General features: G+C 68.2%; 12 protein-coding genes and 1 pseudogene. 9 read left to right on the top strand and 4 right to left on the bottom strand.

Going from position 1 to position 11241, the window contains the following annotated elements; all coding sequences use genetic code 11:
• Window positions 1–32 precede the first annotated feature (32 nt).
• From CV1CTNOD_RS21190 to CV1CTNOD_RS21160, 8 genes are all read left to right on the top strand, one after another.
• Window positions 33–323, top strand: a complete 291-nt coding sequence (locus tag CV1CTNOD_RS21190) for a hypothetical protein (RefSeq protein ID WP_242606907.1) — start codon at window positions 33–35, stop codon at window positions 321–323.
• A gap of 57 nt (window positions 324–380) precedes the next feature.
• The gene (locus CV1CTNOD_RS21185; protein ID WP_242606892.1) at window positions 381–689 is read left to right on the top strand and encodes a hypothetical protein; all 309 of its coding nucleotides are present in this window, start codon (window positions 381–383) and stop codon (window positions 687–689) included.
• Window positions 690–853: 164 nt separating this feature from the next.
• Window positions 854–1690: a menaquinone biosynthetic enzyme MqnA/MqnD family protein gene (locus tag CV1CTNOD_RS21180; RefSeq protein WP_131787785.1), complete on the top strand. Its 837-nt coding sequence runs from the start codon at window positions 854–856 to the stop codon at window positions 1688–1690.
• 457 nt (window positions 1691–2147) lie between these two features.
• Window positions 2148–2579 carry a response regulator transcription factor gene (locus CV1CTNOD_RS21175; protein ID WP_131787717.1) on the top strand — a complete coding sequence of 144 codons (432 nt, stop codon included), beginning with the start codon at window positions 2148–2150 and terminating at the stop codon, window positions 2577–2579.
• A gap of 193 nt (window positions 2580–2772) precedes the next feature.
• Window positions 2773–2949, top strand: a complete 177-nt coding sequence (locus CV1CTNOD_RS25070; protein ID WP_165485655.1) for a putative leader peptide — start codon at window positions 2773–2775, stop codon at window positions 2947–2949.
• A 56-nt stretch (window positions 2950–3005) separates the two neighbouring features.
• Window positions 3006–4874 carry a nitrite/sulfite reductase gene (locus CV1CTNOD_RS21170; RefSeq protein WP_131787716.1) on the top strand — a complete coding sequence of 623 codons (1869 nt, stop codon included), beginning with the start codon at window positions 3006–3008 and terminating at the stop codon, window positions 4872–4874.
• The gene (locus tag CV1CTNOD_RS21165; protein WP_131787715.1) at window positions 4867–5109 is read left to right on the top strand and encodes a hypothetical protein; all 243 of its coding nucleotides are present in this window, start codon (window positions 4867–4869) and stop codon (window positions 5107–5109) included. Before CV1CTNOD_RS21170 ends, CV1CTNOD_RS21165 begins: the two co-directional genes overlap by 8 nt.
• On the top strand, window positions 5109–5780 hold the full coding sequence (locus CV1CTNOD_RS21160) for a phosphoadenylyl-sulfate reductase (protein WP_131787714.1): 672 nt from the start codon (window positions 5109–5111) through the stop codon (window positions 5778–5780). The genes CV1CTNOD_RS21165 and CV1CTNOD_RS21160 overlap by 1 nt, the downstream gene beginning before the upstream one ends.
• Before the next feature lie 245 nt (window positions 5781–6025).
• Here the strand turns inward: CV1CTNOD_RS21160 and CV1CTNOD_RS21155 are convergent, their stop codons facing one another.
• The 3 genes and pseudogenes from CV1CTNOD_RS21155 to CV1CTNOD_RS27985 form a co-directional block, all read right to left on the bottom strand.
• Window positions 6026–6856 (bottom strand): class I SAM-dependent methyltransferase, encoded by an 831-nt coding sequence (locus CV1CTNOD_RS21155; RefSeq protein ID WP_131787713.1) that lies wholly within the window; start codon window positions 6854–6856, stop codon window positions 6026–6028.
• 1379 nt (window positions 6857–8235) lie between these two features.
• A pseudogene (locus tag CV1CTNOD_RS27990) lies at window positions 8236–8652 on the bottom strand (HAD family hydrolase); the annotation flags it as partial.
• Window positions 8653–8664: 12 nt separating this feature from the next.
• The gene (locus CV1CTNOD_RS27985) at window positions 8665–8949 is read right to left on the bottom strand and encodes a hypothetical protein (RefSeq protein ID WP_347402968.1); all 285 of its coding nucleotides are present in this window, start codon (window positions 8947–8949) and stop codon (window positions 8665–8667) included.
• A gap of 66 nt (window positions 8950–9015) precedes the next feature.
• Between CV1CTNOD_RS27985 and cobA the strand changes: the two genes are divergently transcribed.
• Window positions 9016–10713 carry a uroporphyrinogen-III C-methyltransferase gene (gene cobA / locus CV1CTNOD_RS21145; RefSeq protein WP_131787712.1) on the top strand — a complete coding sequence of 566 codons (1698 nt, stop codon included), beginning with the start codon at window positions 9016–9018 and terminating at the stop codon, window positions 10711–10713.
• Here the strand turns inward: cobA and CV1CTNOD_RS21140 are convergent.
• Window positions 10676–11149 carry a sirohydrochlorin chelatase gene (locus CV1CTNOD_RS21140; protein WP_131787711.1) on the bottom strand — a complete coding sequence of 158 codons (474 nt, stop codon included), beginning with the start codon at window positions 11147–11149 and terminating at the stop codon, window positions 10676–10678. The two genes, cobA and CV1CTNOD_RS21140, sit on opposite strands and share 38 nt — an antisense overlap.
• Between the last annotated feature and the right edge of the window lie 92 nt (window positions 11150–11241).

Here is an 11241-nt window from a genome sequence, read left to right as displayed (position 1 = left end):
TGGGAAGATTGCTAGCCAAAGGCGGCGCGATCATGGATAGTGACCAGCTGGACGACCGAGATGAGCGGACGTCACAATCGGCCCCGCCGGGGCGCCGTGCCCGGCCGAAGGGATCCGTGGGGATCGGCTCCATCTTCACGCTGGCCTTCCTGGTGATTCTCCTGCCGGGTGTGGCTGGGTATGCCCTGCTGCGGCTCGCCGGTCTGGCGATCGGCCCGTCCGGCCTGCTCGGCCTGCTGCTGATGTTTGTCTGTCTGGGGCTGTATCCGTCCCTGCTGCAACGTCTGGGCTGGGTGCCCCGGCGTGCCCGCCGGCCGAGATGACAGTGAGATGGGATGAACCGGCCGCGTGTGTCCGGACGCCGGGAACCGGGAGGATTCGTGAATCTTCATAAGAGGATGGCGGACAGCTCGGGGCGGGCGCTGCCCCAGGAACTGTCCGGGCCGTCGCCGTCATCGTCCGGGTCGTCGTCGAGGCCGGGTCTGCTCGCCATCAACGCCCGCTACTTCGCGTTGCGGGCCGTCATCTTCGCCGCCGTGCTGACGGCCGTGCTGGCCCTGGGAGCGCACTGGCTGCTGGGCTTTGCCGTTGCGGTGGTCCTCAGTGGGCTCGTGAGCTATCCGCTGGCGATTCGCCAGCGCCGGGCGGTGCTCGGTGCCCTCGCGCAACGACGCGGTTGGCTGCGTTGACCGGCGAGCCCCCTCGACGTCATGACGTCGCGCATCATGACGTCGCACATCACGACGTCGCACGACAGCGCGAAGTCGCACAGGCGACCGACCAGGCGGGGGCGCACGCGGCGGTGTCGTCGCTGCCGGCCCAGAGCCGGTCGCCCGCACAGGCGCCCGTACCGATGCGCCCGCGGGTCGGCCACATCCAGTTTCTCAACTGTCTCCCGCTCTACTGGGGTCTGGTGCATTCCGGGGCGGTGCTGGACGTCGAACTGACCAAGAACACCCCCGACCGGCTCAATGAGGCGCTGGTGGCGGGCGATCTCGATATAGGCCCGATCAGCCTGGTCGAGTATCTGCGGCACGCCGACGACCTCGTCGTCCTGCCGGACATCGCGGTCGGTTCCGACGGTCCGGTGCTGTCGGTGGTGCTCGTGAGCTCCGTACCGTTGGACCGGATCCGATCGGTCGCACTGGGTTCCACGTCGCGGACGAGTGTGCTGCTCGCGCAGATGCTGCTGGAGGATCGGCTGGGGCTGCACCCGACCTACACGAGCATGCCGCCCGACCTCCCCCTGATGTTGCGCGAGGCCGACGCAGCCGTACTGATCGGTGACGTGGCATTGCGGGCCACCTATGACGCCGAGCGCGCCGGGGATGCGCATCCGCTGCACATCGTCGATCTGGGTGCGGCCTGGCGGGACTGGTCGGGGTTGCCGATGGTGTTCGCGGTATGGGCGGCACGCCGTGACTTCGCCCAGGTCCGCCCGGGGGTGGTCAAGGAGGTTCACGACGCCTTTCGCGGCAGTCTTGATCTCGCGTTACGCCAGGTGGACGTCGTAGCCCGGCATGCGGCGCGCTGGGAGGTGTTCGACGTGGCGACGTTGACGCGGTACTTCACGACTTTGGACTTTTCGTTGGGGGAGCGTCAGCTCGAGGGAATAATGGCTTTCGCCCGGCAGGCGGCGGCGCGAGATGCTGTCCCACCGGGCGTGAACGTGATATTCGCCGGCGAGTAGGTACGAGCGGGTAGGAACAGGCGAACGGGTATAGGTATACGCACGGCCGCCGGTTGTTGTCCGCGGTGATACGGCCTGTTGTTCGTGTCGGCGCGCCCTGTTGTCCGCGGCGGTACGCCCTCTTCGCGCGGGTGGTCATGCTGATAGTCACATGCGGAATCTCGCGGGAACCCGTTGCCCGGACGCTGCTGTGGGTGCTGCCGGTACGGGTGTGTTGGAAGTTGCCGGCAACCATCATCGGTGTTGCCGGCCCGCCGGACATCGATGACAATCCGCAAGGAACCGTTTCACATCGTTTCGCAATTGTGAACAGGGGCGATTGCGGGATGTCTCGTGATTGTGGGACGTCTTGTGCCGGCGGGTGCCCCGCCGCCGTGGGATTCGATAGGGGCTAGCTCCGGAAACCATCCTGAATGACGATGGGCGGGTGGTGCCGGCGCGGCGTAGAACGTCGGATATGGACGGAGAGCCAGGTGCGCAGGATGCCGTCCGCGTCGTGGTGGCCGACGATGCCGATGGTGTGCGCGATCTCGTTTGTCTCCTGTTGGACATGGAGCCCGACTTCGTGGTCGTCGGCCAGGCCAGGGACGGGGCCGAAGCAATTGAGATCGTTTCGTGTACCGAACCCGACCTGGTCCTGCTCGACGTCGCCATGCCCGTCATGGACGGCCTTGCTGCGTTGCCCGCGGTTCGCCGGGTCGCCCCCCGGGCTCGAGTGGTCATCTTCACCGGATTCTCCGAGCAGGCTCTCGGCGAACAGGCTTCGGCACTCGGCGCGCATGCCCTGATCGAGAAGGGCCTTGCCGTGGACAGCCTGGTCGACCGCCTGCGGGAGGTGTGTGGACGTGCTCCCGCCCCGGTCGCCGTAAGCCGGTCCACCCGGCGCTGAACCGCTGAATCACTCAACCGTTGACCCGTTTACCGCCGTTGACCCCTTTACCCACCGATCCGCTGAACAATGAAATCGTGCGGTGCGGGTTGCCGGCAGGCGGCCACCCCGGATTTTCGACGCTCCGTAGCCTTATCCTGATTTTGGGTGCAGTAGCTGTCTTGTGGGTGCCCGATGTGAAAGCATAGGGCGTGTGACCGCGCGCCCGGATCTCCGTCTGCCCAGTTCAGGCATGACGGACTTCGGCCCGGATGTCCGTCGGGCGGGCCTTGTGCGCGCAGACTGTGCGCTGGTGGACTTCGGACTGGTTGCGCGACTGCACGTCGACCTGCTCAGGGTCGCGAGCGCGGTCTGTCCGCGTCACATCTGACCTTCCCGCCGCGCCACCGTTGTCGGCGCATCCTGCACCCGGCTGCGAGAGATTTGATGACCACCCCTGCACGTTCCCGTTCCGCGCGTCCGTCCCGCCCGAAGGGACAGGGTCAGTGGGCGCTCGGTCACCTGGAACCCCTCAATCCCAACGAGCGGATGAAGAAGGACCAGGACGGCCTCGCCGTCCGGGACCGGATCCTCAACCGCTACCCCTACACGGGCTTCGCCGGTATCGACCCCCAGGACCTTCGGGGGCGGTTCCGCTGGTGGGGGCTGTACACCCAGCGCAGGGAGGGCATCGACGGCGGCAAGACGGCCGTCCTCGAGCCCGAGGAGCTCGACGCCCCGTTCTTCATGCAGCGCATCCGCCTCGACGGCGGCCGGCTGACCAGCGATCAGCTCCGCGTCATCGCCGGGATCTCCACCCGCTACGGGCGGGACGTCGCCGACGTCACCGACCGTCAGAACATCCAGCTCCATTGGATCCGCATCGAGGACGTTCCGGCGATCTGGGCGGCGCTCGAGGGCGCCGGGATGACGACGGCCGAGGCGTGCGGTGACACTCCCCGCGTCATCCTGGGATGCCCGTTGGCCGGCGTCGACGGCGACGAGGTCATCGACGCCACCCCGGTGATCGAGGAGACGGTCCGGCGCTATGTGGGCGACACGTCCCTGAGCAATCTGCCGCGCAAGTTCAAAAGCGCCATCTCCGGCTGTGCCGACCACTGCACACTGCACGAGATCAACGACATCGCGTTCGTCGGGGCCGTCCACCCCGAACTCGGCGCCGGCTACGACCTGTGGGTCGGTGGCGGCCTGTCGACGAACCCCAAGCTCGGGGTCAGGCTCGGCACCTTTGTGACCCCCGGCCGGGTCGCCGAGGTCTGGCATGGCGTGGCCAGCCTGTTCCGGGACTACGGCTACCGGCGGATGCGTACCCGGGCCCGGCTGAAGTTCCTGGTGGCCGACATGGGGCCCGAATGGGTCCGAGCCACCCTGGAGAAGGAGTATCTGACCGCGCCGCTGCCCGACGGCCCGCCGCCGGCGCCGCCACGCAACGAGGGGCGCGACCACATAGGCGTCCACCAGCAGACCGATGGCCGCCTCGCGGTCGGGTTCGCCCCCCGCGCCGGGCGGCTCACCGGTACCGCGCTCACCGCGGTCGCGGATCTCTCCGACCGTTTCGCCGCCGGTCGCATCCGGGCGACGACCACGCAGAAGCTGGTCATCCTCGACGTCGACCCGGCCAGGGCCGACGAGCTGGAGGCCGAACTCACCGCGCTCGACCTGGTCGTGCGGCCGAGTGTGTTCCGGCGCGGCACCATGGCCTGCACCGGTATCGAGTTCTGCAAACTCGCTATCGTCGAGACCAAGGCGAAGGCCGGTTCGTTGATCGACGAACTTGAACGCCGCCTGCCGGATTTCACCGAGCCGATCGGTATCCACGTCAACGGATGCCCCAATGCCTGCGCGCGTTTCCAGGTCGCCGACATCGGGCTCAAGGGTTCCCTGGTCCCGGACGCCTCCGGGGAACTCGTCGAGGGGTTCCAGGTCCATCTCGGCGGTCACCTCGGCACCCGGTCACGGCTCGGCCGGAAGTCCCGGGGGTTGAAGGTCACCTCTGCCGGGGTCGTCGACTACGTCGACGGACTGCTCCGCGCCTATTCCGTCGGCCGTGGCGAGGGTGAGTCCTTCGCGGACTGGGTGGAACGGGTGGACGAGTCCGTGCTCGCCGTTTCGTCCAGCGAGGGCCGTGCGTCCCGCGGCGGCGGCTCCGGTGGCACCGGATCCCGCGGCGGCGGCTCCGGTGATGGCACTGCTGGCGGGGTTCGCGCGTCCGGCGGTGATACGTCCGGCGGAGCCGGTTCGGCGGCGGGTACCGATGCGCTGGGCAACGGGCGGCTCGGAGGCGGCGATGGCTAGCGCTCATTCGGTCCCGTTCTACTGCCCGTACTGCGGCGAGGAGGACCTCGTCCCCTACCTGCCGGTCGGGGATGTGTCCGCCGGGTCGGGTCATGGCCAGTGGTCGTGTGGTAGCTGCCGGCGGGCGTTCCGACTGAGTCTGACCGCGCTTGCGGTTGCGGTGACGCCGGCCGCAGCCCACGCCGTCCCGTCCTTTGAACAGGGAGTCGTCGCAGCAACGGAGGAGAGGCGCTGATGGATACCGCGTTGAAGGCTCGGGCCCTACGTGCCGGTGACGAACTGGAGGGCGCGCAGGCCGAGGAGATCCTGAGCTGGGCGGTGGAGCAGTTCGGTACGAAGTTCGCTGTCGCCGCGTCCATGGCCGAGGCGGTGCTCGTCGACATGCTCTCCCGGATCCGCTCGGACGTCCCGGTAGTGTTCATCGACACCGGCTACCATTTTGCCGAGACGGTCGGCACCCGGGACGCGGTCGCACACCGTTACGATCTGCCACTGGTCAGCATTGGCCCACAGCTGACCGTAGCCGGTCAGGACGCCGTGTACGGGCCGAAGCTTTTCGAGCGTGACCCGGACCAGTGCTGCCGGATGCGTAAGGTCGTGCCCCTGGACCGGGCGCTCGCGCCGTACCGGGCATGGGCGGCGGGTTCGCGGCGGGCCGAGAGCGCCGGGCGCAAGAACCTGCCGGTCGTGGGGTGGGACGAACGCCGCGGCAAGGTGAAGGTCCACCCGTTGGCGGCATGGAGGGACGAGGACGTCGACCGCTACGTTCAGGAGCATGGGGTCATCGTCAACCCGCTGCTGTCCGACGGCTACGACTCGGTCGGCTGCTGGCCGTGCACCGAACGCGGCCAGGGGCGCGCAGGCCGCTGGATCGGCTCGACCAAGACCGAATGCGGCATCCACTGACCTTTTCGCCCGGCTCCTTTTCGTTTGACCCCTGTCGGTCGATTCTTGTCCCGTGGATCCGGTGGTAACCGTACTCGGCCAACGGTCCTTGGTGCGACCGTTCATTAACACTGTGGATTCCTGATGCGGTTGCCGGGGCGGTATCGGCCGCCCACGGCAGCCATGTGAGCAGAACTGTGAGCCGCGCGGCGGGGACGGTTGAGCAGTTTTTGCTGTTGCTGGCGGGAGCGGAGCCCGACGGTCAGCTACTGGACGTGTTCATCTTTCAACGTGGCGCGCAGCGAGTACTGCACCGGGACAGGTTGACCGGTGAGGATCAGCCGCCAACGGTCGTCCTGCCCACGCACCATCTGCTCCTCGCGCCCCTCCGGGCCGTCGGCATCGAGGTACTCGGTGAGCGCCTCGACGCGCAATCCGGCGTCTGCCGCGGCGGTCACGATCTCGCCTAGGCCGTGGGGGTACTGCACGGTCTCCGTCGTCTCCAGACGAGTGGCGCTGCTCGCGTAGAACGCCGTCGACCGGAGACGATGGGCGGCGCCTCCTTGGTGGGGGAAGTCGAACCTGACGGGGTCGACCGAGTCGATCATCTGTGTCAGCGGGTGCCCGTCCACCAGCACCAGGACACCGCCGGAACGCAGCGCCGTGGCCGCAGCGGACATCCAGGCCGTCACGTCGGCGATCCAGGACAGCACACCGTAGGAGGCGAAGACGACGTCGAACGAGCCAGCCAGGTCCGCCGGCAGCCGCTGCGCGTCCGCCTGGACGAACCGCGCGTCGATCCCCGCGGTGGTGGCGAGCGATCGGGCACGTTCCACCGCAACGGGCGAGAAGTCCAGACCGGTGACCCGCGCGCCGAGCCGGGCCCACGACAGCGTCCCCAACCCGAAATGGCACTGCACGTGCAGGAGATCGACACCGGAGACGGACCCTACCGCCGCGGCCATCTCCTCCCGCTCCCGTGCGCTCAGCATGCAACGACCGGCGAGAAAGCCCGCGACGTCGTAGTAGTCGTCCTGCCCGTGCAGGCGCGCCAGCTCGTCCCACCGCGCCCGGTTCAGCTCCGCCGCGTCGTCCACAGGGCAGACAGTGTAGCGAGGCACTGGCGTACGCGGCGGGACAGCTGAGCCGTTCCTGCCGGTGCCACGCGGTGTGGAACCCGGCCCCAACTACGAAGGTGGCTGTGTTCGAGCGAGGGCGAGGACGAGTTGGACGTCGCAGGCGCAGCGTTCGCCGGGCGACGTGAACGCTGGTCACTGACCCAGCGATGACGGTGTACCCGTCGCGCTCACCGGACGCGGCACGTCAGCATCCACGGCGGCGCGTACTCTCATCCAGCTTCGCCATGAAGATCTGGCTTATGAAGCCGTCCGCCGATCACTCCTGTACGCAGAGAAAACGGGAGACGAAGTCCTCTATGTCACGTGCGGCGACAGCCTGAACTGGATTCTGATACGACAAGCACGTTTCGTTGAGGCGGAACAAACCGCTGCCAGGCTCGCGTCGTCCATAGAACCGAGAATGAGTACTGTGGACCGCGTCCGGCTAGGGACTTGGGGACGCCTTCACCTGCAGGCGTCTTCCGCGGCAGCGCGTAAATAACCGGCCGACCTATGCCGCGGAGCATCTGTCGCTGGCGCGCGCTGCCGCCGTAAGGCTCGGGGATAGTCAAATGAGTCTGGAACCCTACCAGACGATGTTCAGCTCGAGCATGGCGTCCGCAATCGAGATTGAGTCCGCAATGGTAGTCGGTGAGTCCGATCGAGCACTTAACCTCGCAGCATCCACAATGATAAGAAAATGGAATTGGGGGGCTACCTGGGAACGGCATCTGCTGACAGTCGCTGAGGCTGAACTTGAGAACCGGCGGTATGCGGATGCCAACGAAACAATCATGAAGGCCCGGAAGGCCGCGCCCGAATGGCTGGTGAACCAGCGGCTGGCCCGTCGCCTTGTTCGCGACCTTCTCGACTCGCGAGGGGTTCGATGGGCTCGGAACTCGGGCTTGGCTGATCTAGCCGCACAGATGAAGATCGCCGTGTAGCGTTCGTCGGAACGGTGGAAGATGCGCCCCCTGAAGAGACGGGGCGTCCCTGACCGTGCCCACGGTTGGTCCATCTGATCATGCATGGTTCACCCATGATTGAAATCGGGGTGCGTTGGAGAGAGCGTCGGAAGACCGGTGAGCCTGTGTGAGAGCGGCCTACGGGACGTGAGCCACGCGTACCCGTAGGTAGTTCGCTCCGCAGCTGACGGCACCTTGCCAGCCATCATTGAGCTGACTTGCTCCGGAGCGGCTTGTTCGAGCGGCACGGTCGGCAGTTCGTCGGTGTTGTACGCGACGTTGACTTCGGCTTCTTCTGTTCATGCCAGGGCGGCTTCCAGCCCAAGTTTGATGGCGTGGCCACGGCACGCGACTTCCAGGAGCGGTTCCGCCTGGCCACAGTCGGGCCGTAAGTCAGCGGTCGGCCGTTAGCTCGCCGAACACCGCCATCCGCACGGCCGCCACGTCGGTCAGGTCGGGCAGCACGGCGTCCGCTCCCGTCGCCGCCAGCTCTGCGGCGTTGCTCGCACCCGTGGCCACGCCAACCGCCCGGACTCCGGCGCCGTGGGCGCCCTCGATGCCGTGCGGCGTGTCCCCGATGACCACCACACGACCCGGTGCGAACGCCACGCCGTACCTGACCTCGGCCCGCTTGATCGCCAGCCGTACCAGCACGGCTCGATCGCCGTCGTCATCCCCGTAACCGCCGACCTCAAGGTCGAGGTGCACCGTCAGGCCGAAGACGTTGAGTTTCGTGGACACGACAGAGCGGATGTCGCCGGTCACCACCGACTGCACGGTGCCATCGGCCACCAGAGCAGCGATCGCCTCGCGGGTACCCGGCTACCGCGCGCCGGCCTCCCGCATCCGTCCTTCAGGCTGGCGGGCGGCGTCGCTCAGCGCCTCGTAGAAGGCGTTGAACATCGGCTCGTCGTCCGAGATGCCGTTGAGTCGCAGCGTGTCGAGCAGGATAGCCCGCTCAGTGCGGCCCGTCATGTCGGCCAGCTCGCCGAGGGGCTTGCCGGTCACGATCTGGAACGCCACGGCGTAGATCTCCCGGCTGACCGGGCCGATGTTGACGAGGGTGCGGTCGATGTCCCAGAGGAGGAGGGCGGGCGTCGCGGTCACTGGCATATGATCTCGCGGCTGAGGTTCGTCCGAGACGTGCTGCTGCGCGGCGGTAGCGTCGCAAGGATGAGCGAGGGCCAAGGAACCGGGACGGCGGACGGGTCGGCGCAGGCTTCGGGAGAGGTCTGGTTGGTCGGGGCCGGGCCCGGTGATCCGGGGTTACTCACCGTTCGTGGTCGGGAACTGCTTGGTGTGGCCGATGTCGTCGTCACCGACCGCCTGGTGTCGGCTGACGTTCTCGGGTATGTCCGGCCCGGAGCAGAGATCATCCACAGTGGCAAGAGCGCTGGCGCGCTTACCCGTACGCAGGACAGCGTCAACGCGTTGCTGGTCGAACGGGCGCTTGAGGGTTGCATGGTCGTCCGGCTCAAGGGCGGGGACCCGTTCCTGCTCGGCCGCGGCGGCGAGGAGGCGGAGGCGTGCCGGCTCGCCGGCGTGCGGTGCACGGTTGTCCCGGGGGTGACCGCGGCATTCGCCGCCCCCGCGTACGCCGGCATCCCGGTCACCCACCGTGGTATCGCTCAGGATGTCGCGGTCGTCTCCGGTCATCTGCCACCCGGCCATCCCGACTCCACCGTCGACTGGGCGGCGCTCGGTGCGTCCCGGATGACCATCGTCGTGCTGATGGGGATCGCCCGGCTCACCGACGTCACCGCGGCCCTCATCGACGGCGGACGGTCGCCCGACACGCCTGTCGCGGTGATCGAACGTGCCACGACACCGGCGCAACGGGTCGTGCGCGGCACCCTCGACGCGGTCGCGGTCGACGCGGTCGCGCAGGGTGTGCGATCACCGGCTGTCGTGGTGGTCGGCGACGTCGCGGCCCGCCGCGACGCGGTACCGCGGATCTTCCTCCGCTCCGACGGCGGGAATGGTGACGGTGACATGCGGGGGTCTGCCGCCGACCCGCCAACCGCGGGCGCCGATGCCGACCGTCCCCTGGCGGGGGTCCGGGTCCTTGTTCCACGGACGAGACCGCGTCCCGGTCTGTTGGCCGCCCGGCTGCGCGCGCTCGGCGCGGACGCCGTGGAGACCACCGTCTCGCGTCCCGGGCCGGTGACCGACCCGGCACCGATGCTGTCAGCGCTTGCCGGCGCGGATGCGTTGGTGCTGGCGGGTGTCGCGGAGGTCGGGGCGGTTGTCGCGCTGCTGCGCCGGGCCGGCCGCGACACCCGTGCGCTTGCCGGGCTCGTGCTGGTGGCCGCCGATCCCGAAGCGGAGGTCGCGCTGGAGGCCCTCGGGCTGTCCTGTGTCCGGTCGCTCGTCAGCGTGCAGGGCACAAAGCCGCAGGGGACGGAGCAGGCCACGGAATCTTTTGGCGTGCAGGGCGCAGAGCCTGTTGGCGTGCAGGGCGTATACCGGCCGCTGCTCGTCCCCGGTTCGGCGAGCGGCACTCCCCGAGTGGCGGTGTGCGCATCCGCGCTGCCGCCCGCCGGAGTGGAAACGGTGCGCAGGATCAGCCTCCTGACCGACATCGTCGCCGAGCCTGATCCGCGGATCATTGAGGAGATACGACACGGCGATCTGCACGCGGCGGCGTTCGCGTCGTCCACCGCGGCTCGTGCGACCGTTGCACTGTACGGCCCTCTACCAGCCGGGATCATGGTGGCCGCGATGGGCCGGCGGACCGCCGCGGCCTGCCGGCACGCCGGCATCCGGGTGGACGCGGTGGCAACCGAACCCGGCATCCACCCGCTGGCTGTGGCGGTCACCGCCGCCGTCACCGTTACCAGGGCCCGCTCGGGGCGAGGGAACGGCCGGTGAGAGCGTCGTCGATGCGGGCGGTGACAGCGGTCAGCACGCCGGGATGCAGCCCGAGCGGTGCGGTCAGCGTCCAGCGGGTGTGAGGGAAGCGCTCCTGAGCCTGGACGAGAGCAGCCGGGATGTCCTGCGACGTGTGGTTGCCGTCGAACAGGAAGAACGGGTGGGCCACGATCTCGGTGCAGCCGGCGGCGGCCAGGTTGCCGTAGCCGGCGATAATGTCAGGCTGGACCACTTCCAGGAACGCCGGTTGCACCGCGTGCCAGCGGACCTGGGGGTGACTGCTTGTTACTACTCGGTCGGGCGTAGGGGTTGTGGCCTGGCCGGGTGTGGGGGTTGTAGCCCGGCCAGGCGTGGTGAGCAGGCGTGCTACCTCGCGGACGGTCGCGTTCGCCTCGTCCCGCCGTGAGCCGTGCCCGATCACCAGTAGACCCCGCATGTCCACCAGTCTGCGCCAGTGGCGTGTTCATCGGGTAACGACGGTGTTCGTCGGATGGTGCATCGACGGTGACAGCGGTGTCCGGCCGTCAG

Source organism: Protofrankia symbiont of Coriaria ruscifolia (assembly GCF_900634745.1).
GTDB classification, from domain to species: Bacteria; Actinomycetota; Actinomycetes; order Frankiales; family Frankiaceae; genus Protofrankia; species Protofrankia californiensis.
This window is presented reverse-complemented; position numbering and strand designations above follow the sequence as displayed.